Here is a 26,999-nt window from a genome sequence, read left to right on the forward strand (position 1 = left end):
TACGCAGAAATCGGATCTTGCGCAGGGTGGATGACGCTTCGCTCATCCGCCAAGGGAAGGTCAGGCCGAAGTGGCGTCGTAGAACAGCGCGCTGTTCTTCTGCTCGATCAGCGCCTGCTCGATGGCCGCCTGGTGCACCTCGTCGGCATGCCCCTCGCGCGCCTCCGGCTGGATGCCGAGGCGGGCGAACAGACGCATGTCCTTCTCCGCCTCGGGGTTGCCGGTGGTCAGCAGCCGCTCGCCGTAGAAGATCGAGTTGGCGCCGGCGAAGAAGGCCAGGGCCTGCATCTGGTCGTTCATCTCGGAACGGCCGGCGGACAGCCGCACGTGGGATTTGGGCATCATGATCCGCGCCACCGCGAGGGTGCGGATGAAGTCGAAGGGATCGACGTCCTCGGCGTTTTCCAGCGGGGTACCCTGGACCTTGACCAGCATGTTGATCGGCACCGACTCCGGGTGCTCCGGCAGGTTGGCCAGTTGGATCAGGAGGCCGGCGCGGTCGTCGAGGGACTCGCCCATGCCGAGGATGCCGCCGGAGCAGATCTTCATCCCCGCCTCGCGCACGTGGGCCAGGGTTTCCAGGCGTTCGGCATAGGTGCGGGTAGTGACGATGTTGCCGTAGAACTCCGGCGAGGTGTCGAGGTTGTGGTTGTAGTAGTCGAGGCCGGCGGCGGCCAGCGCCTGGGTCTGCTCGCGGCTCAGGGTGCCGAGGGTCATGCAGGTCTCCAGGCCCAGGGCCTTGACGCCCTTGACCATCTCCAGCACGTAGGGCATGTCCTTGGCCGAGGGATGCTTCCAGGCCGCGCCCATGCAGAAGCGGGTCGAACCGATGGCCCTGGCCTCGGCGGCGGCCTGGAGGACCTTCTGCACCTCCATCAGCTTGGCCTTGTCCAACCCGGTGTTGTGGTGGCCGGACTGCGAGCAATACTTGCAGTCCTCCGGGCAAGCGCCGGTCTTGATCGACAGCAGGGTCGAGACCTGCACGCGGTTGGGGTCGAAGTGCCGGCGGTGCACCGTCTGCGCCTGGAACAGCAGATCGTTGAACGGCAGCTCGAACAGCGCGCGAACCTCGGCGAGGGTCCAGTCGTGGCGCAGGGCGGTGGCGGCGGAGGCACTCATGGGGGATTCATCCTTGCAAGAAAGGCCCGGGCTGACGGGCGTTCGGTCTGGGGGCCGCGACCTGCTAGAGTGCATGGCCCGACATGGATGGGTGAAATTTTTAGGGAAGCTCCATGCGCTGTCAACCACATCCATGAACCAGGTCTACAACTGGTTTAAAAACAACCAGCACTGCCTGCTGTGCGACGAACCGGCCGAAACCGCTCTGCCGCTGTGCAGCGGCTGCGAGACCGAACTGCCCTGGCTCGGCGCGCACTGTGCGGTCTGCGCCCTGCCGCTGCCCGCCGCGGGACTGGTCTGCGGCGCCTGCCAGAAGCAGCCGCCGGCCTTCGCCCGGGTCGAGGCGCCCTGGCGCTACGCCTTCCCCGTCGACACCCTGATCGCCCGCTTCAAGCACCAGGCGCGCTGGCCGCTGGGCCGGCTGCTCGGCGAGCTGCTCGAGCGCCACCTGCAGCACGCCTTCGCCGAAGGCCTGCCGCGCCCGGACTGCCTGCTGCCGGTGCCCCTGGCCGGTCGGCGGCTGCGCCGGCGCGGCTTCAACCAGGCGGCGATGCTCTCCCGCTGGCTGGGCAAGCCGCTGCAACTGGCGGTGGACGAAGAGCTGCTGCGGCGCCCCCAGGACACCCCGGCGCAGCAGCAACTGGACGCCGCCGCACGGCGGCGCAACCTGCGCGGCGCCTTCGCCCTCGCCGATCCGGCAGCCGTGGCCGGCCGGCATGTGGCACTGGTCGACGACGTACTGACCACCGGCGCCACCGCCGAGGCCCTCGCCCGCCTGCTGCGCGCGGCCGGCGCAGCGCGGGTCGACGTCTACTGCCTGGCGCGCACGCCCCGCCCGGGCGAGCACTGAATCCGCCGTCCGGCCGGAACCCCCTGCGGACCATACGGATACAGCCCCCGGCGCAACCGTTAGACTGACCGGCCCACTTCCCCGGAGCCACCCATGAGCCACCCTTTCGAGTCCCTCACCCCCGACCTGGTGCTGGATGCCGTCGAGAGCCTCGGCTACCTCAGCGATGCCCGCGTGCTGGCGCTGAACAGCTACGAGAACCGGGTCTATCAGGTCGGCATCGAGGACGAGCAGCCGCTGATCGCCAAGTTCTACCGGCCGCAGCGCTGGAGCGACGCGGCGATCCGCGAGGAGCACGCCTTCGCCCTGGAGCTGGCCGACTGCGAGGTGCCGGTGGTGGCGCCGCTGGTGCGCGACGGGGAAAGCCTGTTCGAGCATGCCGGCTTTCGCTTCGCCCTGTTTCCGCGCCGCGGCGGGCGGGCGCCGGAGCCCGGCAACCTGGACCAGCTGTACCGCCTCGGCGGCCTGCTCGGCCGGCTGCACGCGGTGGGCGCGAGCCGGCCGTTCGAGCACCGCGAGGCGCTGAAGGTGCAGAACTTCGGCCACGACTCGCTGGCCACCCTGCTCGACGGCGGCTTCGTCCCGAAAAGCCTGCTGCCGGCCTACGAGTCGGTCGCCCGCGACCTGCTCGCGCGCCTCGACGGACTGTTCGCCGCCACCCCCTACCGGGCGATCCGCATCCACGGCGACTGCCATCCGGGCAACCTGCTGTGCCGCGACGACAGCTTCCACATCGTCGACCTGGACGACTGCCGGATGGGTCCGCCGGTGCAGGATTTGTGGATGATGCTCGCCGGCGACCGCCAGGAGCGCCTCGGCCAGCTCGCCGAGCTGATGGACGGCTACCAGGAGTTCCACGACTTCGAACCGCGCCAGCTGGCGCTGATCGAGGGCCTGCGCGCCCTGCGCCTGATCCACTACAGCGCCTGGCTGGCGCGGCGCTGGGACGACCCGGCGTTCCCGCCGAGCTTTCCCTGGTTCGGCAGCGAGCGCTACTGGGGCGAGCAGATCCTGATCCTCCGCGAACAGCGGGCGGCGCTGGACGAGGAACCGCTGCGGCTGTTCTGAGCCGGGCCGGGCCGGGCCGGGCCGCTGGAGACGCGGCCCGCCGGCGCGAGAGCGGCCCCTGCGCGGCCGTTGGCGGGCAACGCGGCGCGGTTGCCCGCCCTACGAACCCCTCATGGATAACCGCCAAGCGTTATCCACCGCGGCCAAGGCAGCACGGATGACCGGGGGTTCACTCTTCCGGACGCAGGATCAGCTCCACCATCAGGTCGTCGGCCAGGGTTTCCAGGCGCTGCTGCAGCAGGTCCAGCGACAGCTCCATGGGCACCGCCAGCTGGGCCTGGGCATGGAACAGCATCTCGCTGCTCATCGGCGCCGGCGCCACCTCGGTGTCCAGGCTTTCCAGGTTGACGCCGTGCTCGGCGAGCAGGCGGGTGATGTCGCGGACGATGCCGGGGCGGTCGTTGCCGACCAGCTCCAGCTGGATCGACCGCCAGGTCGCGGTCGGCTCGGCGCCGCTCGGCGCCAGCAGCACGCGGATGCCCTGCCCCTCCATGGCCCGCAGCGCGGCGGCGAGATCGGCATGGGCCGCCTCGGGCACGGCCACCCGCAAAATCCCGGCGAACTGCCCGGCCATGCGCGCCATGCGGCTTTCCAGCCAGTTGCCGCCATGCCCGGCGATGCACTGGGCAAGCAGCTCCACCAGCCCCGGCTTGTCCCGGGCGATTACCGTCAGTACCAGATGATCCACTGTCGTCTCCTTACTGCTGCCGGGCTCGCGCCCGTCTCGTTAGCGGCGAACCTGCCGATCTGCCAGACGCATCCCTGGCAGTATAGGCACGGTACAACGGCCGGGCCGCCCCGTGCAGGCCGCATCCCCGGAGCGCGGCGGGAAAGGCCCTGCCGTCTGACTTTCGTCGTAGGCCCTGCGCTGCAACGCAGATTTCCCCGCGGCCTTTATGTAGTATGCTGCGCCACGCACTACAAAACGAGCAGACGCCGTCCCGGTGCGATCCGGAACCCAACTGAAAACGAGGCAAATATGACCGAGCGCGTTCAAGCCGGCGGCCTGCAGGTCGCCAAAGTCCTGTATGACTTCATCAACGGCGAAGCGATCCCCGGCACCGGCGTCGATGTCGCCGCCTTCTGGGCTGGCGCCGCCGGCATCATCCACGACCTGGCACCGAAGAACCGCACCCTGCTGGCCAAGCGCGACGCCCTGCAGGCACAGATCGACGCCTGGCACCAGGCCCGCGCCGGCCAGGGCCACGACGCCGTGGCCTACAAGGCCTTCCTGCAGGAAATCGGCTATCTGCTGCCGGAGCCCGAGGACTTCGCCGCCAGCACCGAGAACGTCGACGACGAGATCGCCCGCATGGCCGGCCCGCAGCTGGTGGTGCCGGTAATGAACGCGCGCTTCGCCCTGAACGCCGCCAATGCGCGCTGGGGCTCGCTGTACGACGCCCTGTACGGCACCGACGCCATCCCGGAAACCGATGGCGCCGAGAAGGGCCAGGGCTACAACAAGGTCCGCGGCGACCGGGTCATCGCCTTCGCCCGCGCCTTCCTCGACCAGTCCGCGCCACTGGAAGGCGCCTCCCACGTCGACGCCACCGGCTATCGCATCGACGGCGGCAAGCTGGTCGTCGCCCTCCAGGGCGGCACCGGCACCGGCCTGCAGAACCCGGCCCAGCTGGTCGGTTTCCAGGGCGAGGCGAGCGCGCCCAAGGCCGTGCTGCTCAAGCACAACGGCCTGCACTTCGAGATCCAGATCGACCCGCAGAGCCCGATCGGCAAGACCGACGCCGCCGGCGTCAAAGACGTGCTGATGGAGGCCGCGCTGACCACCATCATGGACTGCGAGGACTCCGTGGCCGCCGTCGACGCCGACGACAAGGTGGTGATCTACAAGAACTGGCTGGGCCTGATGAAAGGCGACCTGGCCGAGGAAGTGGCCAAGGGCGGCAGCACCTTCACCCGCACCATGAACCCGGACCGCGAGTACAGCGCTCCCGCCGGCGGCGCGCTGACCCTGCACGGCCGCTCCCTGCTGTTCGTGCGCAACGTCGGTCACCTGATGACCAACGACGCGATCCTCGACCAGGACGGCAACGAGGTGCCGGAAGGCATTCAGGACGCGCTGTTCACCAGCCTGATCGCCCTCCACAACCTCAAGGGCAACACCCGCCGCAAGAACAGCCGCACCGGCAGCGTGTACATCGTCAAGCCGAAGATGCACGGCCCCGAGGAAGTCGCCTTCACCAACGAGCTGTTCGGCCGCGTCGAGGACGTCCTCGGCCTGACCCGCAACACCCTCAAGGTCGGCATCATGGACGAGGAGCGCCGCACCACGGTCAACCTCAAGGCGTGCATCAAGGCCGCCCGCGAGCGCGTGGTGTTCATCAACACCGGCTTCCTCGACCGTACCGGCGACGAGCTGCACACCTCCATGGAAGCCGGTGCCTTCATCCGCAAGGGCGACATCAAGGGCGCCAAGTGGATCGGCGCCTACGAGAACTGGAACGTCGACATCGGCCTGGCCACCGGTCTGTCCGGTCGCGCGCAGATCGGCAAGGGCATGTGGGCCATGCCCGACCTGATGGCCGCCATGCTCGAGCAGAAGATCGCCCACCCGCTGGCCGGCGCCAACACCGCCTGGGTACCGTCGCCGACCGCCGCCGCCCTGCACGCCCTGCACTACCACAAGGTCGACGTGTTCGCCCGTCAGCAGGAGCTGGCCAAGCGCGAACGCGCCTCGCTGGACGACATCCTGACCATCCCGCTGGCGCCGAGCATCGGCTGGTCGGCCGCCGAGATCCAGCAGGAGCTGGACAACAACGCCCAGGGCATCCTCGGCTACGTGGTGCGCTGGATCGACCAGGGCGTCGGCTGCTCCAAGGTGCCGGACATCAACGACATCGGCCTGATGGAAGACCGCGCCACCCTGCGCATCTCCAGCCAGCACATCGCCAACTGGCTGCGCCACGGCGTGTGCACCCTCGAGCAGGTCATGGAAACCCTCAAGCGCATGGCGGTGGTGGTCGACCGTCAGAACGCCAGCGATCCGCTGTACCGTCCGATGGCGCCGAACTTCGACGGCGTGGCCTTCCAGGCGGCCGTCGAGCTGGTGGTCGAGGGCACCAAGCAGCCCAACGGCTACACCGAGCCGGTGCTGCACCGCCGCCGCCGCGAATTCAAGGCCAAGCACGGTCTCTGAACCCCTCCGGCAGGGATGCCGACCCGGAGCGCCGGCCCGGCGCTCCACCCCGCGCCGCGCGCCTTCCTCCTGCTTCCCCGGCGGGAGGGTGCGCGGCGCACCCCTCCTCCCGCACGCCGACACCGACCGAAAAACCGCGCTTTCCCTGCCCGCCGTCAAGCTCCGCGGCCCTGCCCGCGCCGCCGCCCCGCCATTCGCGTGTCAGAATTGAAGGCGGACATCCAGCCCCTCAAGGAGAACACCGATGAGCAAGACGGACGCCTTCGCCGAGACCGGCAAGACCGCGGTCATGCAGAACATCCAGGGCACCATGCAGTTCCTCCTCCAGTATCCGCCGTTCGACCAGATGGAAAGCGGCCACCTGGCCTACCTGGTGGAGCACTGCCGGCTGCGCTTCTATGCGGCGGGCGACTCCGTCGTCAAGCCGGCCGACGGGCGGGTCGAGCATCTGCACATCATCAAGCAGGGCCATGTCCTCGGCCAGCGCCCGAGCCTCTCCGGCAACGGCATCGACACCACCATGGAAATCGCCCCGGGCGAATGCTTCCCGGTGGCCGCGCTGGTCGGCGAACGCCCGACCCGCACCGACTACATCGCCGCCGAGGACACCTTCTGCCTGCTCCTCGAGCGCCAGGCCTTCGCCAAGCTGCTGACCAGTTCCGATCCGTTCCGCGATTTCGCCCTGCGCGGGGTCAGCAGCCTGCTCGACCTGGTCAACCAGCAGGTCCAGCTCAAGGCCGCGGAAGCCCTCGGCGCCCAGTACTCGCTGGATACCCGCCTCGGCGAGCTGGCGGCGCGCCGCCCGGTCGCCTGCACCGCCGGCACCAGCCTGCGCGAGGCGGTGCGGATGATGAACGAACACCAAGTCGGCAGCCTGGTGATGATCGATGCGGCCGAGTATCCGATCGGCATCTTCACCCTGCGCGACCTGCGCCAGGTGATCGCCGACGGCAGCGGCGGCCTCGAGCAGCCGCTGGAGGAGCTGATGACCCCCGATCCGGCCTGCCTGCCGCCCTCGGCCACCGCCTTCGACGCCGCCCTGACCATGACCCAACGGCACATCGCGCACCTCTGCGTGGTGGAGAACGACCGCCTGGTCGGGGTGATTTCCGAGCGCGACCTGTTCTCCCTGCAGCGTGTCGACCTGGTGCACCTGGCGCGCACCATCAGCGGCGCCACCCGGGTGGAAAACCTGGCCGCCCTGCGCGGCGACATCGCCCACCTGATCGACAGCATGCTCGCCCACGGCGCCAGCCCGGCGCAGCTGACCCACATCATCACCCAGCTCAACGACCACACCGTGTGCCGGGTGATCGAGCTGATGCTCGAGAAGCACGGCGCTCCGGGCGTGCCCTTCACCTGGCTGGTGTTCGGCAGCGAGGGGCGCCGCGAACAGACCCTGCACACCGACCAGGACAACGGCATCCTCTTCGAGGCCGACGGCCCCGCCGCGGCCGACGCCATCCGCGGGCGCCTGCTGCCGCTGGCGCGCGAGATCAACCAGGCGCTGGACCAGTGCGGCTTCACCCTGTGCAAGGGCAACATCATGGCCGGCAACCCCGAGCTGTGCCTGTCGCGCCAGGAATGGACGCGCCGCTTCGCCGGGATCATCCACTCGCCGAACGCCGAGAACCTGCTGCGCTCGACGATCTTCTTCGACCTGCGCGCGGTCTGGGGACCGACCCAGGGCTGTCGGGAGCTCGCCGACGGCCTGCTGGAGACGATCGCCGACAGCCCGCTGTTCCAGCGCCTGATGGCCAGCAACGCCATGCAGCACCGTCCGCCGATCGGGCGCTTCCGCGACTTCGTGGTGGCCAGCCGCGGCGCGGAGAAGGACACCCTGGACCTCAAGGTGGAGGGCCTGACGCCCTTCGTCGACGGCGCGCGCATCCTCGCCCTGGCCAACGGCATCCGCGAGAGCAACACCCTCGAACGCTTCCGCCAGCTGGCGGCGAAGGGGGTGATCGAGGCCAAGGACGCGGCGTCCTACGAGGAGGCCTACCACTTCATCCAGCTGATCCGCATGCAGCATCACCAGCGCCAGCAGCGCGAAGGCCGCACGTTCGGCAACCGCCTCGACCCCGATACCCTCAACAGCCTCGACCAGCGCATACTGCGGGAGTCCTTCCGCCAGGCGCAGCGCCTGCAGAGCCGCTTGGGCATGCGATACCAACTATGAACCCGTTCGCCTTCCTGTCCTCCCTGGGCTCGGCCAGGTTGCCGCTCGACGACGACCAGCGGCGCCGCCTGCGCCGCCTGCCGGGCGCGCCGCACCTGGACAGCCGCCCCCTGCGCAGCCAGCGCTTCGTGGTGCTCGACCTGGAAACCACCGGCCTCAACGTCAACCGCGACATCGTCCTGTCGATCGGCGCCGTGCTCATCGAGGACGACGCCATCGACCTGGCCCGCCAGTTCGAATGCACCCTGCAGCGCCGCCTGAAGACCGTCACCGAAAGCGTGCTGATCCACGGCATCGCCCCCAGCGCCCTGGCCGACGGCATCGCCCCGGCCGAGGCGCTGCTGCAGTTCATGGAGTTCGCCGGCGACGGCGTGCTCCTCGCCTTCCACGCGCCCTTCGACCAGCGCATGCTGGGCCGCGCGCTGAAGGACGAGCTGGGCTACCCGCTGCGCCACCCCTTCCTCGACGTCGCCGACCTGGCGCCGATGCTGTTTCCCGAGGCCTTCGTCCAGCAGGGCGGCCTGGACCACTGGATCGACTACTTCCGGCTCGACATGCCCCAGCGCCACCACGCCTCGGCCGACGCCCTGGCCACCGCCGAGATCGCCCTGATCCTGTTCAGCCGCGCCCGGCGCATGGGCCTCGACAACGTGGCCGAACTGGGCGAGCGGGTCGCCCGCTGGCAGCGCTCGCGCACCGCCAGCCGCCACTCGCTCTGAGCCCGGGCGCCAGGTGCGGCCGCCCCGCGGCGGATTTATGATGCCCCTGCCTCTTTGACCGGGATTCCCCATGCGTCCGCTGCTCACCGCCCTCGGCGTCCTCCTCCTGCTGCTGATCGACACCCTGCTGATGATCGTCCCGCTGCTCTTGCTCGCCCTGCTCCGGCTGCTGCTGCCCGGCCGCCGCCTGCGAGCCGCCTGCGGGCGCGGCGTGATGTGGTGCGCCGAGCACTGGGTGACGATCGGCAAGCGGATCTTCGCCAGGCTCCTCCCCACCGTCTGGGACATCCGCGGCAGCGCCGGGCTGCGCCGCGACCGCTCCTACCTGCTGGTGTGCAACCACCAGAGCTGGGTGGACATCCCCGCGCTGCTGGAAGCCTTCAGCGGCCGGGTGCCCTTCTTCAAGTTCTTCCTCAAGCAGGAGCTGATCTGGATCCCCCTCCTGGGGCTGGCCTTCTGGGCCCTCGACTATCCCTTCATGAAGCGCCACGCCAAGGCCTACCTGGAACGCCATCCGGAGAAGCGCGGCGAGGACCTGGAGATCACCCGGCGCGCCTGCGCGCGCTTTCGCGACATCCCGGTGACGCTGGTCAACTACCTCGAGGGCACCCGCTTCACGCCGCTCAAGCACGCCCAGCAGGCCTCGCCCTACCGCTACCTGCTGCGCCCCAAGGCCGGCGGCATGGCCTTCGCCCTCGCCAGCCTCGGCCCCCGGCTGGACGCGCTGCTGGACGTCACCCTGGTCTATCCCGGCCGGCGCATTCCCGGCTTCTGGCTGCTGATCAGCGGCCAGGTGGCGCGGGTGATCGTCGACATCCAGACCCGCGAACTGGACCCGCGCCTCTGGCAGGGCGACTACCAGGACGATGCGCAATTTCGCCAGTACGTGCAGGACTGGGTGTCGCGCCTATGGGAGGAGAAGGACGCGCGCATCGCCCGGCTGCGCGGCGCGGCGTGAGGGCATCGGCGGGGTCGCCCCGGCCCGCGAGGCCGGCTCAGTGGGTCAGGCCGAAGTCCCGGGCCATTTCCCGGTAGCGGGCGACCTCCCGGTGCACATGGGCCTCCAGCGCGGGGCCGGTCAGCGCGAAGGGCAGCAGCCCATAGCGCTGGCGCAGGCGGGCGAAGTCCTCGGAGGCGAGCAGCCGGTCGAAGGCCTCCTTCCACCAGGCGTAATCGGCGTCGCTCACCTGCGGCCCCATGTAGAAGCCGCGCAGTACCGGCCAGACCACGTCGTAGCCCTGCTCGCGGGCGGTCGGGATGGCGGCCATCGCCGGCTCGTCCAGGCGCCGTTCGGCGAACACCGCGAGCAGGCGGACGGCGCCGCTGTTGAGGTGCGGCATGGCGTTGGAAATGTCCGTGCTGGCCACCTGTACATGACCGGCCGCCAGTGCCGTGGCGATTTCCCCGCCGCCCTCCAGGGCGATCTAATGCAGCTCGTGCGGATCGATGCCGGCCTGCCGGACGAGCAGGGCGAGCTGCATCCAGTCCTGGCTGCCGACGGTGCCGCCCGAGCCGACGACCACCGAATCCGGGTCCTTGCGGAGCGCCGCGAGCAGGTCGTCGAGGGTCTTGTAGGGCGAATCGGCGCGCACCGCCAGGGCGCCGTAGCTGGTGCCGATCATCGCCAGCCAGCGCACCGCGGTTTCGTCGAAGCGGCCGAACTTGCCCAGGGCGAGGTTCAGCAGCGAGCCGCTGGAGAAGGCCACCAGGGTGCCGGGCTCGGCCGGCCGCTGGGCGACGACGGTGTTGTAGGCCACCGCGCCGACCCCGCCCGGCATGTAGGCGATATCCATCGGCTGACGGGTCAGCCCGGCCTCCCGCAGCGCCTGGCGCGTCAGCTTACAGAGCAGGTCGAAGCCGCCGCCGATCGCCGCGGGAACGATGCACTGCGGCGGTCCGGGCTCGGCGGCCTGGGCGCTGCACAACGACAGCATGGCGGTCGCCAGCAAGGCGCGAAGGATCGGTGGGGCCATGAGGATCTCCTCCGGTACGGGTCAGGCGCGGGCGCTCGGCCGGGCAGGAACATGGCCGGATGCCGGCGGGCACAGGATACAGGGACGGGCAGCGACGGGGATGGAGCGGACGGGGGAAGACCGAGGCGGCCGGTTCGACCCGGCGGCGCCCGGTGCAGGGCTGGCGTTCATACAGAAGCGGTCGGAATCCATACCTGAAACACTGTCCTTGAGCGTTTTTCAGAGCCCTTTCAGGAAGCTGTCGCTTATTTGCTGTCGCAGTGTCTCGGCCAGTGAACTCCATTACCCAGTAAGCAGCTGTTTTTCCTGAAAACGTTGCAACGAGTTGACGACTCACTCGATTAACGCAGCCACTCGCGCAGGCCGTGGAGCAGCAGGAAGTGCAGCGGATAGACGGCGTACACCCAGCGCCGCAGCGGCGGTACCGGAAAGCCGGGCGGGTGGCGCAGCAGGGCGAGTCCCAGGGGCGCGGCGAGGAAGCAGGCGAGGAGCACCGCCTGGGCGAAGAGCCGCCCGAGCAGCGCCTCGACGTACAGCGCCGTCCAGTAGTTGGCCATCAAGGTCACGCCCGCCGGCAGCCAGCCCCAGGACGGGCGGCGCAGGGCGAGCAGGAAAGCCGCCGGCAGGAGCACCCCGCCGAAGCCGAACATCAGCCGCGCATGCAGCGCGAAGGCCAGCGCCAGCGCGACGAGGCCGAGCAGGCGCTCCGGCGGCGGGCACGGGCGCACGGCATTGGCCAGCAGCAGGCCGAGCGCCAGGGTCGGCAGCACGTTGACGCTGACCGGCTGCTCGACCAGCAGCCGGTAGGGCCATTCCGAGAGCAGGGCGAAGGCCAGCAACCAACCGAGATAGCGCACCAGGGCGGGCCTGCGCAGCGGCTCGGGGCGGGGCCTGGCCAGGTTGGCGGCAAGGATCAGGCAGAAGAAGGGAAACGCCAGGCGTCCCGGCACGTACAGCCAGATCTGCGCGGGCCAGACATTGCGCAGATGGTCGAGCAGCATGCTCGCGAGCGCCAGCCACTTGAGCAGGTCGAGCGACGCCTCGCGCGCCGCGGCCTGCCCGACGGCACGCGAGGCGCACTCCGCGTCGGCCGCCAGCCTCAAGGCGGGCAGTGCCCCGAGGGCCCCTCCGGCCTCACTGCCGGTTGAGCTGCGACAGGCACTGGCTGGACGCGCCGAGCAGACGCTCCTGCATCGGCGCCGGGACCTGGTCATCCGAGCCCTGCAGATGGAGCAGCTCGGCGCTGCTGAACTCGGCGGCGACCCGGTCCGCCGAACACTCGCAGTAATGCCGCGCCGGACCTTCCTTGTGGCGGGCCTTGGCGTTGACCAGACAGTCGCGGACGAACGCTTCGCGGGCCCCGGAGGGCCACTCGCCGGCGACCGCCGGCAGGACGCCGGCGAGCGCCAGCAGAAGGACGGGCAGGGCGAGATGGCGCATCGCTGATCTCCTTTCCTCTTCGGACAAACCCGCAGAGGCGGGTCTTCAAGTCATAGAAGAGCATCGCCGGTTGCACAAGGCGGAACGGGTCGCCGCCCGCGCCGTCCGCCGCGGGGCAACGCGCTGGGGAAATCCTCGCCCAGGCCCTACACTGCACGGGCATTCCAGCCAGGACACCCCATGCCCACTGCCTTGCCGCTCTCTCCCCGCACCGCCCGCCTGCTGCCCTGGCTCATCGCCACTGCCCAGTTCATGCCGATGCTCGACGGCACCATCCTCAACACCGCCCTGCCGGCGATGGCCCGCGACCTGGCCGAGGACCCGCTGCGCATGCAGTCGGTGGTGATCGCCTACATGCTCAGCGTGGCGGTGCTGATGCCGGCCTCCGGGTGGATCTCCGACCGCTTCGGCACCCGCCGGGTGTTCCTCGGCTCGATCCTCCTGTTCACCTTCGGCTCGCTGCTCTGCGCGCTCTCCGACTCGCTGCTGCAACTGGTCGCGGCGCGCGTGCTGCAGGGCTTCGGCGGCGCGCTGATGATGCCGGTGGGGCGGCTGGTGGTGCTGCGCGCCTATCCGCGCACGGAGCTGGTGCGGGTGCTCGGCTTCGTCACCATGCCCGCGCTGCTCGGCCCGCTGCTCGGACCGCCGCTGGGCGGCTGGCTGGTGGAGTACGCCAGCTGGCACTGGATCTTCCTGCTCAACCTGCCGGTCGGCCTGCTCGGCTGCCTGATCGCCGTGCGCCTGATGCCCGACCTGCGCGGGCTGCAACGGACGCGCTTCGACACCCCGGGCTTTCTGCTGTTCGGCGCCGCCATGCTGCTGATCAGCATCGCCCTGGAAGGCCTCGGCGAACTGCGCCTGCCCCACGCCCGGGTCGTGCTGCTGCTGCTCGCCGGCCTGGCCTGCCTGGCCGCCTACTGGCTGCGCGCCACCTCCGCCGACGAGCCGCTGTTCTCACCCGGGCTGTTCCGCACCCACAGCTTCGCCATCGGCGTGCTCGGCAACCTGTTCACCCGCCTGGGCAGCGGCGCCCTGCCCTTCCTCACCCCGCTGCTGCTGCAACTGGGCCTGGGCTATTCGCCGAGCAAGGCGGGGATGGCGATGATCCCCGTGGCGCTGAGTTCGATGGCCATGAAGCCGCTGGCGCCCCGGCTGATCGACCGCCTCGGCTACCGCCGGGTGCTGGTCGGCAACACCCTGCTGATCGGTGCCCTGCTGGCCAGCCTGGCGCTGGTCGACGGCGGCACCCCCTATGCGCTCTTGCTCCTCCACCTGGGGCTGATCGGCGCGGTGAACTCCCTGCAGTTCTCGGCGATGAACGCCGTCGCCCTGATCGACCTGCCCACCCGCGACGCCAGCAGCGGCAACAGCCTGCTCTCGGTGGTGGTCCAGCTGTCGATGAGCCTCGGCGTGGGCATCGGCGCCGCCCTGCTCAACGGCTTCAGCGAGGACGGCGCCGCCCAGGGCGACTCGCTGCTCGCCGCCTTCCAGACCACCTACGTCTGCGTCGGCCTGCTGGCGATGTTCGGCGCCACCCTGTTCTTCCAGCTGCGCCCCGAGGACGGCCGCCCCGGACGGCGCCGCGAGGACGAGCTGGCGGATTAGCCGCGCGCGGCTGGCGGGATCGGCCGTTCCGTTCTTCACTGCTGGGAGGGTCCGGCGAGGCTCACGGGAGCGCAGGCCCGGGCCCGTGCGCCATCCGGCGGTTGATCGATCGAGACACCCTTGAGGGGTCAGGGAAGCGAGTCGTTGATATCTTTGTCTGCGCGATGGGGCCAGCCCCCGAACGAAGTGGGCGGGGGGGGCCCTCGCCGGCGGATCGGCGCCCGCCTGACCCTGCTGCTGGCCTTGCTGCTGGGCGCGCTGCCGGCCCTCGCCGGCCAGGATGGAGCGGCCAGCCTGCCGCTGAACGGCCGCGAGCGGCACCTGGACCTGCGTCCCCACCTGCACCTGCTGCGCGATCCCACCGGCACCCTGCAGATCGAAGAGGTCATGGCCGGCGACGCACCGTTCGTCCCGCTGGCGGATCGCCGGGACCTGAACTTCGGCTACACCCGCGACGTCGTCTGGCTGCGCCTGGAGCTCGAGTCGCGTGCGCCGCAGGCCCGCGACTGGCAGATCGAGTTCGCCTACCCCTCCCTCGACCGCATCGAGCTGTTCGGCGAGACCGGCAAGCTCCTGCAGGCCGGCGACCGGGTGCCCGTCGAGCAGCGCAGCAGCGCCCACCTGTCGCCGGCCTTCGCCATACGCCTCGAACCCGGCGAGCGGCGCAGCCTGTTCTTCCGCGCCCAGTCGAGCGGCACCCTGACCCTGGATGCGCAGCTCTGGGAGAGCGCGGCCTTCGCCCGCCACAGCCGGCTGAACCTGATGCTGCAAACCGGCTATTTCGCCATGCTGGCCGCTCTGTGCGGCTACAACCTGCTGCTGTTCCTCGCCCTGCGCGAGCGCAACTTCCTGCTCTACGTGCTGTTCGCCGCCAGCCTGGGCGGTGGCATGCTTGCCCAGTCGGGCCTCGGCGCCCAGTACCTGTGGAGCGCCGGCAGCGAGCTGGACAATCGCGCCCTGCCGCTGTTTCTGGCCCTCGCCATGGCCATGGGCACCCTGTTCACCCGCGAGTTCCTCGACACCCGCCACGCCCTGCCGCGCTGGCACCGCCTGCTCGGCCAGGCCTGCACCCTGCACTTCGGCGTGGCCCTGGCCGCGCTGCTGCTGCCGGTCGACCGGGCGCTGCAGACGCTCTCGCTGACCAGCATCGGCGGCATCCTGCTGCTGCTCGGCGGCGGCCTGGCCGGCCTGCTGCGGGGCTTGCCGGGGGCGCGCATCTTCGTGCTCGCCGAGCTGGCGCTGATGGCCGGCGCGCTGCTCATGGCGCTGCGCAACTTCACCCTGCTGCCGAGCAACCTGATCACCGCCTACAGCGTCCAGCTCGGCTCGGCGCTGGAGATGCTGCTGCTCTCCTTCGGCCTGGCGGCGCGCCTGAGCGAACTCAAGCGCCTCAAGCTGGAGGCCCGCGACGCCGTCCTGCGCAGCCAGCAGGAAGCCCTGCAGGCCCTCCAGGAGCAGGAGCGCCAGCTGGAACGGCGGGTGGCCGAGCGCACCGCCGCCCTCGCCGAGGCCAACGCGCGGCTCAGCGCCATGGCCCTGCAGGACCCGCTCACCGGCCTGGCCAACCGCGCCGGGCTGAACCAGCGCCTGACCCAGGCCTGGCAGCGCGCTCTGCGCAAGCAGGAACTGCTCGCCCTGATCCTGATCGACCTCGACGGCTTCAAGGCGATCAACGACCGCCACGGCCATGCCGCCGGCGACCAGTTGCTGCTGCAGGTCGCCGTCCGCCTGCAGGCCAGCGCCCGCGCCACCGACCTGGTGGCCCGGCTGGGCGGCGACGAGTTCGTGCTGGTCTGCGAGGCCATCGGTTCCGAGGAACAGGCCCGCACCCTGGCCGAGCGCATCCTCCACGCGCTCGGCCAGCCCATGCAACTGGGCGAGCTGCAGGTCGGCCTGAGCGCCAGCATCGGCATCAGCATCTGCCACGGGCAGAGCTGCGAAACCCTGCTGCGCGAGGCCGACCAGGCGATGTACCGGGCCAAGACCGGCGGGCGCAGCCGCATCCACCAGGCCGACAGCGGCCTGCCCCCGCTCGATCCGACGTACCGGCCGGTGAGCTAGAGCATTCTCATGAAATACCGAATCACTGCTGCAACTGTAGGTCGGGTTAGCCCGTAGGGCGTAACCCGACGCGACAGGCAATGCCGGGCAAGCTGTCGGGTTACGCTACGCTAACCCGACCTACGGAGCGGCCATCCACGCATGTCGTTATCCTGATCGCCCCCAAAAGGCGAATCCGAATAGGGTGAAAATGCTCTAGGCGCCGTTGAGGCAAGAGGATCGGAGGACGCTGCGCGCTACGAAAAGAAGGCCAGTCATTTCGGGGAAATGCTGGCCTTCGCGGCCGTTATGCTGCGGTTACGCCGATGCGTCGACGGAACCGGGGCCGGGGGAAAGTGCTGTCAACCTCGCCTGGGCGACCATCGGCCGGGCGACCGCGGTCAGGCTCCAGGTCATCGTGCGCGAAGCCGATGGGGATGGCAGCAAGGAATATCCGTCGTCAGTTCGCGGCCAGCCGGTCGATGAGGGTTCGGCAATGCCGGAACCCGGCTTCGCGAGCCGCATCGAGGCCATCCCAGGACTGATCTATATCGGTCTTTCTGGAGGTGAACACTTCCTTGTCGCGACGCACGCTGGCTCGGATGGTCCACGGCCTGCCCAGCGCGGAGCGGTACGGCTCGACGGCCATATCGAACCCCTTGTACTCCTGCACGTAGATAGCAACATCGGCACCCTTATTATTCATATTGTCTCCGTGATAGTGATGTTGGCCCGTCGAAACGGGCGGATAGGCACTTGCAGCAACAGCGGGGAAGATCCTGCCCCAAGTGGATTTTCGCGGCAAGTGCGTCGCCGGCAAGCACGCCGGCGGCCTCCCCGGCCAGCGGGATCGACCGGGAAAACCCACCGCGTGAACGCCCAGCGCGCCGTGGGCCTTCTCCTGGTTTCCGCGCTCCTCAGCGCTCCTGGCCGAACAGCAGCCGGCGCGCCTCGGCGGTGAGCAGCGCGCCGGGGTCGGCGCTGACCTGCTCGGCCAGGGCGTAGGCGCGCTGCACCGCCGGCCGCGCGGCGAGGCGCTCGAGCCAGGCGGCCATGTTCGGGAAGTCCTCGAGGCGCTGGCGCTGGCCCTCCCAGAGCCTGGCCCAGGGGTAGATCGCCATGTCGGCGATCGAGTAGTCGCCCGCCACGTAGTCGCGACCCTGCAACTGGCGGTCGAGCACCCCGTACAGCCGCGCGGTTTCCTTCACGTAGCGCTCGATGGCGTAGGGAATCGGCTCCGGCGCGTAGCGGACGAAATGGTGGTTCTGCCCGGCCATCGGCCCCAGCCCGCCCATCTGCCAGTACAGCCACTGCAGCACCTGGAAGCGCGGGCGGGTTTCACGGGGCAGGAAGCGCCCGCTCTTGTCCGCGAGGTATTCGAGGATCGCGCCGGACTCGAACAGCGCCAGCGGCTCGCCGCTATCGTCCGGAGCCTGGTCGACGATGGCCGGAATCCGGTTGTTCGGGGCGATCTTCAGGAACTCGGGGGCGAACTGCTCGCCCTTGCCGATGTGCACCGGGCGCAGGCGGTAGTCCAGCCCGGTTTCCTCGAGAAAGATCGTGATCTTGTGGCCGTTGGGGGTGGTCCAGTAGTAGAGATCGATCATCGGACGGTCCTTCTCAGACGGCGGCGGCGCGCCGCACCGGCCCCTGGCGCTCCTCGCAGAAGGCCAGCAGGCGGCGGAACCAGGCGCCGACCGGCGAAGCCTCGGGCCAGGGCTGCTCGCCCAGCGTCCAGGCCCAGAAGAAGAAGCCGCCGATCAGATAATCGGCGCCGCCCGGTTCCGCGCCGTCCAGCCAGGGCTGCCCGGCCAGCTGCGCGTCCAGCGGCTGCAGCGCCCGCGCCAGCTGCGTCTGCCCGGCCTCGCGGTCGGCGAAGGCCTCCAGGGTCATGCCCAGGTTCTTCTCGCGGCTCTGCCGGAAAGGCTCGCGGTCGGCCGGGTCGAGCAGCGTCAGGATGCGCAGCACCAGCAGGCGGAACAGCCCCGGGCGCAGGTCCTGGGCGATCAGTTGGTCGACCAGCCGCAGGCGGCTTTCGCCGACCGCACCGCCGAGCAGGCTGCGCTCGGGGTACTGCTCGTCCAGGTAGCGGAAGATCGCCAGGCTGTCGTGGACCACCGTCTCGCCGTCGCGCAGCACCGGCACCAGCTTCTGGCCGGAGAAGGCCAGGGCCTCCTTGTCGGTGACGCGCACCGGGCGGCTGGTGAAATCCAGTCCCTTGTGCGCCAGGGCCAGGCGTACCCGCCAGCAGTATGGGGAAAACACCACCTCGGGGGACGCCCCGCAGAGTTCGTACAGTTCGCGCATCTCTATCTCCTTGATTGGGACTTTTCGGTCCAAAAATAGGCAAACCATCACCTGAGACAACTCAGGGCCACCTCGATCGCCGCCTGCAGCATCTCCGCCGAGGCCCCCGCCTTGCGTTGGGTGCGCAGACCGCTCATCACGCACAGCAGATAGCCGGCCAGCACCGGCACATCGGCGTTCGCCTCCAGCTCGCCGCAGGCCTGGGCGCGCTGCAGGGCCTCGCCCAGCAGCTGACGCAGCCCCTCGATGCCGCTGCGCAGCAAGGCGGCGATCTCTGGGTCGGCCTGGGAGAACTCGCTGGCCACGTTGACCAGCATGCAGCCGCGCGGCGTCTCGCCGACACGCTCCTCCTCCAGGGCGCCGAGCAGCCAGGCGCGGAGGAATTCGCGCGGCGAGGGCGCCGCCTGCAGCCGTTCGCGCAGCTCGCGGCGGCGCTGGACGCAGTAGTGGCGCAGCGCCGCCTCGAACAGCGCGCGCTTGCTCGGATAGCTCTGGTACAGGCTGCTCTTCGACAGGCCGGTCGCCGCCAGCAGGTCCTGCAGCGAGGTGGCTTCATAGCCGCGCTGCCAGAACACCTGCATGGCCTGGTCGAGCAACTGCTCCGGATCGAAGGTACGGGGACGTCCACGGCTCATCGGGCGAATTTAGGACCGAACGGTTCACAAGTCAATCGGCGGTCTGCGCGGCCAGGGTGGAACACCGCCGCTCACAGCGCGGCCAGCAGCTCGGCGGCACTGCGGTACGGCAGGCCGTGGGCCTCGGCCACGCTGGCGCAGGCGAGCTGGCCGCGGGCCACACTGAGACCGCCGCGCAGGTGCGGGTCCTCTTCCAAAGCGCGGCGCACGCCCTTCTCCGCCAGGGCGACGACGAACGGCAGGGTCGCGTTGTTCAGCGCCAGGGTCGAGGTGCGCGCCACCGCGCCGGGCATGTTGGCCACGCAGTAGTGCACCACCCCGTCGAGCAGGTAGGTCGGCTCGTCGTGGGTGGTCGGGCGCGAGGTCTCGGCGCAGCCGCCCTGGTCGATGGCCACATCCACCAGCACCGCGCCGGGCTTCATCCGCGCGACCATCTCCGCACTGATCAGCCGGGGTGCCGCCGCGCCGGGGATCAGCACCGCGCCGATCACCAGGTCCGCGGCCAGCACCTGTTCGCGAACCGCCGCACCGGTCGCGAGGAGGGTGGCGATGCGGTTGCCGTAGCGGCCGTCGAGCCGGCGCAGGGCATCCAGGCTGCGGTCGAGCACGGTGACGTCCGCGCCCAGACCGACGGCCATCGCCACCGCCTGGCTGCCCACCACCCCGCCGCCGAGGATCGTCACCTTGCCGGCCGGCACGCCGGGCACTCCGCCGAGCAGCATGCCGCGCCCGCCCTGGGCGGTTTCCAGGCAGTGGGCGCCGGCCTGGATCGCCATCCGTCCGGCGACCTCGGACATCGGCGCCAGCAGCGGCAGGCGGCCCTGGGCGTCGCTGACCGTCTCGTAGGCGATGCAGGTGGCGCCGCTGGCCAGCAGGTCGTCGGTCTGCGCCCGGTCCGGGGCCAGGTGCAGGTAGGCGAACAGGGTATGGTGCGGGCGCAGGCGGGCGCGCTCCTCGGGCAGCGGCTCCTTGACCTTGACGATCAGCTCGGCGGCCTCGTAGAGCGTCGCGCCGTCCGCGGCCAGATACGCCCCGGCGGCCCGGTAGTCGGCGTCGGCGAAGCCGATCGCGGCGCCGGCCTGGCGCTCGACCCAGACCTCGTGGCCGAGGGCGGTCAGTTCGGCCACCGAGGACGGCGTCAGGCCGACCCGGTGTTCGTGGTTCTTGAGTTCCCTGGGTACTCCGATGCGCATGGCAACCTCCTCGCCCGGCGGGCGATGTCGGTGATCCTTCCGCTGGATACGGGGCTGGCGCCCGGCGCGCGGGAGCCCCGAGCGATTCAGTCCTTCTTCTCCCGCTCCCCGAGCAGCGTCAGCAGGTCGATGGGCATCGGGAAGACGATGGTCGAGCTCTTGTCGCCGGCGATCGCGCCGAGGGTCTGCATGTAGCGCAGCTGCATGGCGCCGCTCTGGCGGCCGAGCATCTCGGCGGCCTGCATGAGCTTTTCCGAGGCCTGCAGCTCGCCCTCGGCGTGGATCACCTTGGCCCGCCGCTCGCGCTCGGCCTCGGCCTGCTTGGCGATGGCGCGGATCATCGACTCGTCGAGATCGACGTGCTTGATCTCCACGTTGGCGACCTTGATGCCCCAGGCGTCGGTCTGCGCGTCGAGCACCTGCTGGATGTCGCTGTTGAGCTTCTCGCGCTCGGCGAGCATGTCGTCCAGCTCGTGCTTGCCGAGCACCGCGCGCAGGGTGGTCTGCGCCAGCTGGCTGGTCGCCGCGTGGTAGTCCTCGACCTGGATGATCGCCTTCTGCGGATCAAGCACCCGGTAGTAAAGCACCGCGTTGACCTTCACCGAAACGTTGTCGCGGGAGATCACGTCCTGGGTCGGCACGTCGAGCACGATGGTCCGCAGGTCGACCCGCACCATCTGCTGGATGCCCGGCACGAGGACGATCAGCCCCGGCCCCTTGACCTTCCAGAAGCGTCCGAGCTGGAACACCACGCCGCGCTCGTACTCGCGCAGGATGCGAAACGCCGACAGCAGCACGATCACCAGCAGTGCCAGGACGAAACCGAAACTCAGTTCGAAGCCCATGTCAGTCCCCTTGTGGAGTGGGTCGCTCGGCCACTGCGACGTCCAGCAGCAGCCCCTGGCGGGCCACCACCCGGACCGCCTGGCCGGGCTTCAGCGGCGCCGGGCTGCGCACCTGCCAGCGCTCGCCCTGCAATTGCACCCAGCCGGCCAGCGGGTCGCCGGCCTCGACCGCGATCACCGCCGTCAGGCTGCCGACCAGCCCGGCGTCGCCGCTTTGCAGCGCACGGTGGCGTGCCTTCAGCGCCATGCCGACGATGAAGGCGATCAGCCCGGCGCTGACCACCGCCAGGGTCAGGATCAGCGGCAGCGGAATGCCGAAGCCGGGCACCTCGGTGTCGATCAGGATCAGCGCGCCGATGACGAAGGCCACCACGCCGCCGATGCCGAGCACGCCGAAGCTGGGCAGGAAGGCCTCGGCGGTCATGAAGACGACGCCGAGCAGGATCAGCCCGGCGCCGGCGTAGCTCACCGGCAACAGCTGCAGGGCGTAGAGGGCGAGCACCAGGCAGATCCCGCCGAGCACGCCGCCGAGCCCGATGCCGGGGTTGGAGAACTCGAAGAACAGCCCGTAGACGCCGAGCATCATCAGGATCAGCGCCACGCTGGGATTGGCGATCACCGCCAGGGTTCGGGTACGCCAGTCCGGCTCGTGCAGGACCGCCGCGGCGCCGGCGGTGTGCAGCGTCGCCGTGCCGCCGGCCACGGCGAAGGATTTGCCGTCGAGCTGGCGGAGGAGATCCGGCAGGTCGACGGCGAGGTGGTCGATCACCCCGAGTCCGAGGGCCTCGCGGGCGGACAGGCTGACCGCCTCGCGCACCGCCCGCTCGGCCCAGTCGGCGTTGCGCCCGCGCAGCTGGGCGAGGCCGCGGATGTAGGCGGCGGCGTCGTTGATCTGCTTGCGGCCCAGGGCGTCGGCGGGTTCGGGCGGCAGTGGGCCCTTTCCCTTCGCCCGCGGGTCGTCCGGCGGTGGCGGCAGGCCGGGCAGGCCGCCGATCTGCACCGGCGTCGCCGCGCCGAGGTTGGTGCCCGGGGCCATCGCGGCGACATGGCTGGCGTAGAGGATGTAGGTGCCGGCGCTGGCCGCCCGCGCGCCGCTCGGCGCGACGTAGCTGGCCACCGGCACGGGGCTAGCGAGGATCGCCTTGATGATCGCGCGCATCGAGGTGTCCAGCCCGCCGGGGGTGTCGATGCGCAGCACCACCAGCTGCGCGCCCTCCTCCGCGGCGCGGGCCAGGCCGCGGACCAGGTAGTCGGCGCTGGCCGGCCCGATCGCCCCGTCCACCGCCAGCACCGCGACCGGCGGCGGTGCGGCGAGCACCGGCAGGGCGGCGAGCAGCAGCAGCGCAAGGGCCCGGCACAGGCAACGGGCGGGAGCGGGCATGGTTTCCCCGGCAGACGTGGATAGGCGATGCACAAAGGATAGACGAGGAGAAGCGCGGTCTGGGGACGGTGCCGATTCGGCAGGAAGGGGATACGGGCCGAGGCCTCCCGTCCCGCCGCCTCGCTGTCTACAATGGACCGCCCCCACCACCCGGCCGCTCCCATGCCCTCGACCTCCCTCAGCCAACCCTTTCGCCAGCTCTGGGCCCACCACATCTTCGGCTACAGCCTGCGGGTGTTCATCGCCCTCACCGGCAGCATGGCCCTGTGCTGGGCCCTGGAGCGCATGGACCTGCTCGTCCCGCTGTTCCTCGGCATCATCGCCAGCGCCCTGGCGGAAACCGACGACAGCTGGGAGGGCCGGCTGCAGGCGCTGCTGGTGACCCTGGCGTGCTTCGCCGCGGCGGCCTTCGCCGTCGAACTGCTGTTCCCCTATCCCTGGCGCTTCGTCGCCGCCCTGGCGCTGTCCAGCTTCGGCCTGACCATGCTCGGGGCGCTGGGCGAGCGTTATGCCACCATCGCCTCGGGCACGCTGATCCTGTCGATCTACACCATGATCGGCATCGACCAGCGCGGCGGGCCGCCGCTCGACCTGTGGCGGGAACCCCTGGTGCTGGTCGCCGGCGCCGCCTGGTACGGCGCGCTCTCGGTGATCTGGCAGGCGCTGTTCAGCACCCAGCCGGTCCAGCAGAGCCTGGCCCGGGTGTTCCGCGAGCTGGGCGAGTACCTGAAGCTCAAGGCGTCGTTGTTCGAGCCGGTGCGCCCCCTCGACGTGGAGAGCCGGCGCCTGGCCCTGGTCCAGCGCAACGGCCAGGTGGTGGCGGCGCTGAACGCCGCCAAGGAAATCATCCTGCACCGGGTCGCCAACGGCCGGCCGACGCCGGAGGTCAACCGCTACCTGAAGCTGTACTTCCTCGCCCAGGACCTCCACGAGCGTGCCAGCTCCTCGCACTATCCCTACAACGCCCTGGCCGAGGCCTTCTTCCACAGCGACGTGCTGTTCCGCTGCCGCCGGGTGATACGCCAGCAGGGCAAGTCCTGCCTGGCCCTGGCGCAGGCCATCGAACTGCGCCAGCCGTTCGACTACCTCGACCAGACCCCGGCCCTCGACGACCTGCAGACCTCGCTGGCGCATCTGCACCTGCAGAGCAACCCGGCCTGGCGCAAGCTGCTGCGCTCGCTCGATGCACTGGCCGACAACCTCGCCCACATCGACCGCCTGCTGCACGATGCGCGCAACCCCGACGCCCTCGCCGAAGCCCAGGACAGCAGCCTGCTCGACCGCGAGCCGCAGTCGCTCGGCGAGGCCCTGGACCGCCTGCGCCAGCAGCTGACCCCGGCTTCGCGGCCGTTCCGCCACGCCCTGCGCCTGGCCGCGGCGCTCTCCGCCGGCTACGGCCTGCTGCACCTGATCCACCCCAGCCAGGGCTACTGGATCCTCCTGACCACCCTGTTCGTCTGCCAGCCCAACTTCGGCGCCACCCGCCGCCGGGTCAGCCAGCGCATCGCCGGCACGGTGTTCGGCCTGCTGGCCGGCTGGGTGCTGTTCGCGCTGTTCCCCAGCCTGCTGGTGCAGTCGCTGTTCGCGGTGATCGCCGGGGTGGTGTTCTTCGCCACCCGCGCCAGCCACTACACCCTGGCCACCGCGGCGATCACCCTGCTGGTACTGTCCTGCTTCAACCAGACCGGCGACAGCTACGGGCTGATCTGGCCGCGCCTGGTCGATACCCTGCTCGGCAGCCTGATCGCCGGCCTCGCGGTGTTCCTGATCCTCCCCGACTGGCAGAACCGCCAGCTCAACCAGGTACTGGCCAACACCCTGACCTGCAACGCCCGCTACCTGCGCCAGCTGATGCAACAGTACCGCAGCGGCAAGTCCGACGACCTCGCCTACCGCCTGGCCCGGCGCCATGCGCACAACGCCGACGCGGCGCTCTCCTCGACCCTCTCCGGGATGCTCCTGGAGCCCGGCCACTTCCGCCGCGACACGGACCTCGGCTTCCGCTTCCTGATCCTCTCCCACACCCTGCTCGGCCACCTCTCGGCGCTCGGCGCGCACCGCGAGCGGCTGCCCGAGACGGACGGCCGCCCGCCGCTCGACGAGGCCGCCGAGCGCCTCGCCGGCAGTCTCGAGGGGATCGCCCGGGAACTCGCCGGGAACCGCCCGGTGACCGTCGACGGCACGACCGAGCAGGCCCTGGCCCAGACCCTCGAACAGCTGCCCGAGGAGCAGGACGACCGCCTGCGCCTGGTGCAGAGCCAGCTGGCGCTGATCGCCGGCCAGTTGGGTCCGCTGCGCGGCCTCGCCGCGCACCTGCAGCAGAACCCGGCAGCCTGAGCGGCGACGGCGGGGCAATCCCCTGCCGTCGCTCCGCCCCGGCCTTTCGCCTTCCCCGGCGCGCTCGTCTATACCTGTTGCTGTTCCCTCGGGAAATCCATCGTGTGGAGGCACCCATGAGCAGACCAGCAGTGAAGGCGGGCCTGGCGATCCCCTTCGCCTTGGCTCTGGCCGCCAGCGCCGGTAGCGGCAGCGCGGCCGAGCAGCCGACCAGCTACAGCCCGGTAGCGATCAAGGAAGATTTCCAGACCACCCTGAAACGCATGGCGGCCGCCAAGGCCGGGATCATGCAGAAGCAGAAGGCGCTGCTGGAGGATCGCTACGACCTCGCCGACAAGCCCGTCCAGGGCGTCGCCATGAGCCGCGGCAAGCCGGTGCAGGGCGGCGTGCGGGTCAGGCTGGCAGGCGGCACCGACTGGGACCAGCTGGGCAGGATGAGCCCCGAGGAGATCCGCCAGAAGAAGCTCTTCCCCGCCGGCTTCCTGCCTCTGCCCCACCCCAACCACGGCGAAGGCGGCATGGTCTTCCCGCGGTTCCTCATCGACGAGGTCAACAAGCAGGAGCAGCGCGACCTGACCCGCTTCGACCTGGACTTCGACCTGCCCGACCACTTCCTGCCGGAATTCCCGGCGCCGATCTTCCTCACCACCCGGCCCGACCTCGGCGACGTTTCCCAGGGCAAGCTGGTGACCATCGACAACTACTACGCGCTGTTCAACGGCATCCTCAATCCCAAGCAGATCGAGGGCCTGCGCCTGTTGGTCACGCCCTTCCCGCAGCAGCAGTTCAACCAGACCGAGGACCGCCGCAGCGAACGGCCGCACCGCGGCGTGGCCTGCCTGGACTGCCATGCCAACGGCCACACCACGGCGGCGACCCACCTGGCCGGCGACATCCGCCCGCAGGAGCTGCGCCACCGCATCGACACCCCGTCGCTGCGCGGGGTGAACGTCCAGCGGCTGTTCGGCTCGCAACGCGCGCTGAAGTCGGTGGAGGACTTCACCGAGTTCGAGCAGCGCGCCGCCTACTTCGACGGCGACCCGGTGACCGCCACCAAGAAGGGGGTGAACATCCTCGAGCGCGGCAGCCAGGTACACTTCATGGGCGAACTCCAGGCCCTGCTGGACTTCCCGCCGGCGCCCAAGCTGGACGTCGAGGGGCGGCTGATCAAGGGCAAGGCCAGCGAGCAGGAACTGCGCGGCGAAGCGCTGTTCTACGGCAAGGCCGCCTGCGCCGGCTGCCACACCCCGCCCTACTTCACCGACAACACCATGCACAACCTGCAGGTCGAACGCTTCTTCGATCCGCAGACCGTCAACGGCCGCCTGGCCAAGGCCGACGGGCCGATCAAGACCTTCCCGCTGCGCGGCATCAAGGACTCGCCGCCGTACCTGCACGACGACCGCCTGCTGACCCTGGACGACACCGTGGAGTTCTTCAATCTGGTGCTGCAACGCGGCCTGAGCGCCGAGGAAAAGGCCGACCTGGTGGCCTTCCTGCGCACGCTCTGAGCATCCCGACCGACCTGGCCGAAGGAGGATGACGCCACGGCGTCATCCTCCTTCGGGGACCTGGCTGGCGAACGACTCCCAACCGCCACCGACGATTCAGGCACTATCGACCGGACGCCACCGCGCCCCGATCCCCTCCGACTTCTCCGACGCCTTTCGATGACCAAAGCCGACCTGTTACCGCTGATCCTCGCCCGCCTGGAGGCCAACCTCGCCCTTGCCCGGCACGCCGCGCAGACGGCCCACGAGGCGGCGACCCACGAAGAGAACATCGCCGAGAACAAGTACGACACCCTCGGCCTGGAGGCGGCCTACCTGGCCGCCGGCCAGGCGCGACGGGTGGAGGAAATCCGCCAGGCCCTGAGCCGTTACCAGAACCTGCAGCTGCGTCCTTTCGATGCCGAACGGGGTATCCAGCTGACCGCCCTGGTGCGCCTGGTCGACGGGCAGGACGAGGAGCTGATGCTGTTCCTCGGTCCGGACGCCGCCGGCCTCAAGGTCCAGGACGGCGACCGGCCGGTGATGGTCATCACCCCGCACTCGCCGCTCGGCCAGCGCCTGCTCGGACGGGGCGAGGGCGATGAGATCGAGCTGACGCTGGCCGGGGTGCGCCAGCGTTACGAAGTGCTGCAGGTCAGCTGAG

At 70.1% G+C, this 26,999-nt stretch carries 22 protein-coding genes and 1 pseudogene; 11 read left to right on the forward strand and 12 right to left on the reverse strand.

Annotated features, from left to right (window positions below; all coding sequences use genetic code 11):
- Window positions 1-60: 60 nt before the first annotated feature.
- Window positions 61-1,119: a biotin synthase BioB gene (gene bioB / locus BMY22_RS05440; RefSeq protein WP_090620178.1), complete on the reverse strand. Its 1,059-nt coding sequence runs from the start codon at window positions 1,117-1,119 to the stop codon at window positions 61-63.
- Window positions 1,120-1,252: 133 nt separating this feature from the next.
- Here bioB and BMY22_RS05445 point away from each other — a divergent pair, with 133 nt between their 5' ends.
- Together BMY22_RS05445 and BMY22_RS05450 are read left to right on the forward strand one after the other, a co-directional pair.
- Window positions 1,253-1,969, forward strand: coding sequence for a ComF family protein (locus BMY22_RS05445; RefSeq protein WP_090620179.1), 717 nt, complete (start codon window positions 1,253-1,255; stop codon window positions 1,967-1,969).
- Between the two features lie 93 nt (window positions 1,970-2,062).
- Window positions 2,063-3,037, forward strand: a complete 975-nt coding sequence (locus BMY22_RS05450; RefSeq protein ID WP_090620181.1) for a serine/threonine protein kinase — start codon at window positions 2,063-2,065, stop codon at window positions 3,035-3,037.
- Window positions 3,038-3,206: 169 nt separating this feature from the next.
- Here BMY22_RS05450 and BMY22_RS05455 read toward each other — a convergent pair whose 3' ends face one another.
- Window positions 3,207-3,725, reverse strand: coding sequence for a glycine cleavage system transcriptional repressor (locus BMY22_RS05455; protein ID WP_090620182.1), 519 nt, complete (start codon window positions 3,723-3,725; stop codon window positions 3,207-3,209).
- A 291-nt stretch (window positions 3,726-4,016) separates the two neighbouring features.
- Here BMY22_RS05455 and BMY22_RS05460 point away from each other — a divergent pair, with 291 nt between their 5' ends.
- The 4 genes from BMY22_RS05460 (at window position 4,017) to BMY22_RS05475 (ending at window position 10,047) form a co-directional block, all read left to right on the forward strand.
- Window positions 4,017-6,191: a malate synthase G gene (locus tag BMY22_RS05460; RefSeq protein ID WP_090620184.1), complete on the forward strand. Its 2,175-nt coding sequence runs from the start codon at window positions 4,017-4,019 to the stop codon at window positions 6,189-6,191.
- Between the two features lie 244 nt (window positions 6,192-6,435).
- On the forward strand, window positions 6,436-8,370 hold the full coding sequence (locus BMY22_RS05465) for a putative nucleotidyltransferase substrate binding domain-containing protein (RefSeq protein WP_090620185.1): 1,935 nt from the start codon (window positions 6,436-6,438) through the stop codon (window positions 8,368-8,370).
- Complete coding sequence (locus BMY22_RS05470; protein ID WP_090620187.1) at window positions 8,367-9,089, forward strand: 3'-5' exonuclease; 723 nt, start codon at window positions 8,367-8,369, stop codon at window positions 9,087-9,089. Before BMY22_RS05465 ends, BMY22_RS05470 begins: the two co-directional genes overlap by 4 nt.
- A gap of 70 nt (window positions 9,090-9,159) precedes the next feature.
- Window positions 9,160-10,047, forward strand: a complete 888-nt coding sequence (locus BMY22_RS05475; RefSeq protein ID WP_090620188.1) for an acyltransferase — start codon at window positions 9,160-9,162, stop codon at window positions 10,045-10,047.
- Window positions 10,048-10,084: 37 nt separating this feature from the next.
- Here the strand turns inward: BMY22_RS05475 and BMY22_RS05480 are convergent.
- The 3 genes and pseudogenes from BMY22_RS05480 to BMY22_RS05490 form a co-directional block, all read right to left on the reverse strand.
- Window positions 10,085-11,062 (reverse strand): annotated as a pseudogene (locus tag BMY22_RS05480) (Bug family tripartite tricarboxylate transporter substrate binding protein).
- 341 nt (window positions 11,063-11,403) lie between these two features.
- Complete coding sequence (locus tag BMY22_RS05485; RefSeq protein ID WP_279626347.1) at window positions 11,404-12,165, reverse strand: TraX family protein; 762 nt, start codon at window positions 12,163-12,165, stop codon at window positions 11,404-11,406.
- A gap of 31 nt (window positions 12,166-12,196) precedes the next feature.
- Window positions 12,197-12,502, reverse strand: coding sequence for a hypothetical protein (locus BMY22_RS05490; RefSeq protein WP_090620191.1), 306 nt, complete (start codon window positions 12,500-12,502; stop codon window positions 12,197-12,199).
- 180 nt (window positions 12,503-12,682) lie between these two features.
- Here BMY22_RS05490 and mdtD point away from each other — a divergent pair, with 180 nt between their 5' ends.
- Both mdtD and BMY22_RS05500 read left to right on the forward strand, forming a co-directional pair.
- Window positions 12,683-14,107 carry a multidrug transporter subunit MdtD gene (gene mdtD, locus BMY22_RS05495; protein ID WP_090620193.1) on the forward strand — a complete coding sequence of 475 codons (1,425 nt, stop codon included), beginning with the start codon at window positions 12,683-12,685 and terminating at the stop codon, window positions 14,105-14,107.
- A gap of 186 nt (window positions 14,108-14,293) precedes the next feature.
- A complete protein-coding gene (locus BMY22_RS05500; protein WP_090620194.1) occupies window positions 14,294-16,168 on the forward strand; it encodes a diguanylate cyclase in 1,875 nt (624 codons plus the stop codon).
- A gap of 439 nt (window positions 16,169-16,607) precedes the next feature.
- Here the strand turns inward: BMY22_RS05500 and BMY22_RS05505 are convergent, their stop codons facing one another.
- The 7 genes from BMY22_RS05505 to BMY22_RS05535 all read right to left on the reverse strand — a co-directional run bounded on the left by BMY22_RS05505 (window position 16,608) and on the right by BMY22_RS05535 (window position 22,508).
- On the reverse strand, window positions 16,608-16,853 hold the full coding sequence (locus BMY22_RS05505; protein WP_090620196.1) for a DUF6566 family protein: 246 nt from the start codon (window positions 16,851-16,853) through the stop codon (window positions 16,608-16,610).
- Window positions 16,854-17,064: 211 nt separating this feature from the next.
- Entirely contained in the window at window positions 17,065-17,754 is a 690-nt protein-coding gene (locus tag BMY22_RS05510) for a glutathione S-transferase N-terminal domain-containing protein (protein ID WP_090620197.1), read from the reverse strand.
- A gap of 13 nt (window positions 17,755-17,767) precedes the next feature.
- A complete protein-coding gene (locus BMY22_RS05515) occupies window positions 17,768-18,454 on the reverse strand; it encodes a glutathione S-transferase family protein (RefSeq protein WP_244158802.1) in 687 nt (228 codons plus the stop codon).
- A 47-nt stretch (window positions 18,455-18,501) separates the two neighbouring features.
- On the reverse strand, window positions 18,502-19,089 hold the full coding sequence (locus tag BMY22_RS05520) for a TetR/AcrR family transcriptional regulator (RefSeq protein WP_090620199.1): 588 nt from the start codon (window positions 19,087-19,089) through the stop codon (window positions 18,502-18,504).
- A 71-nt stretch (window positions 19,090-19,160) separates the two neighbouring features.
- Window positions 19,161-20,282, reverse strand: coding sequence for an alanine dehydrogenase (gene ald, locus BMY22_RS05525; RefSeq protein WP_090620200.1), 1,122 nt, complete (start codon window positions 20,280-20,282; stop codon window positions 19,161-19,163).
- An 86-nt stretch (window positions 20,283-20,368) separates the two neighbouring features.
- Window positions 20,369-21,127 carry a slipin family protein gene (locus tag BMY22_RS05530; protein ID WP_090620202.1) on the reverse strand — a complete coding sequence of 253 codons (759 nt, stop codon included), beginning with the start codon at window positions 21,125-21,127 and terminating at the stop codon, window positions 20,369-20,371.
- A 1-nt stretch (window position 21,128) separates the two neighbouring features.
- Window positions 21,129-22,508, reverse strand: coding sequence for an NfeD family protein (locus BMY22_RS05535; protein WP_090620203.1), 1,380 nt, complete (start codon window positions 22,506-22,508; stop codon window positions 21,129-21,131).
- 162 nt (window positions 22,509-22,670) lie between these two features.
- Between BMY22_RS05535 and yccS the strand changes: the two genes are divergently transcribed.
- The 3 genes from yccS to BMY22_RS05550 all read left to right on the forward strand — a co-directional run bounded on the left by yccS (window position 22,671) and on the right by BMY22_RS05550 (window position 26,998).
- Window positions 22,671-24,845 (forward strand): YccS family putative transporter, encoded by a 2,175-nt coding sequence (gene yccS / locus BMY22_RS05540; RefSeq protein ID WP_090620205.1) that lies wholly within the window; start codon window positions 22,671-22,673, stop codon window positions 24,843-24,845.
- Window positions 24,846-24,961: 116 nt separating this feature from the next.
- The gene (locus BMY22_RS05545) at window positions 24,962-26,356 is read left to right on the forward strand and encodes a cytochrome B6 (protein WP_090620206.1); all 1,395 of its coding nucleotides are present in this window, start codon (window positions 24,962-24,964) and stop codon (window positions 26,354-26,356) included.
- 159 nt (window positions 26,357-26,515) lie between these two features.
- Window positions 26,516-26,998 (forward strand): GreA/GreB family elongation factor, encoded by a 483-nt coding sequence (locus tag BMY22_RS05550; protein ID WP_090620208.1) that lies wholly within the window; start codon window positions 26,516-26,518, stop codon window positions 26,996-26,998.
- Window position 26,999 lies beyond the last annotated feature (1 nt).

It is taken from the genome of Azotobacter beijerinckii (genome assembly GCF_900110885.1).
Lineage (GTDB): Bacteria > Pseudomonadota > Gammaproteobacteria > Pseudomonadales > Pseudomonadaceae > Azotobacter > Azotobacter beijerinckii.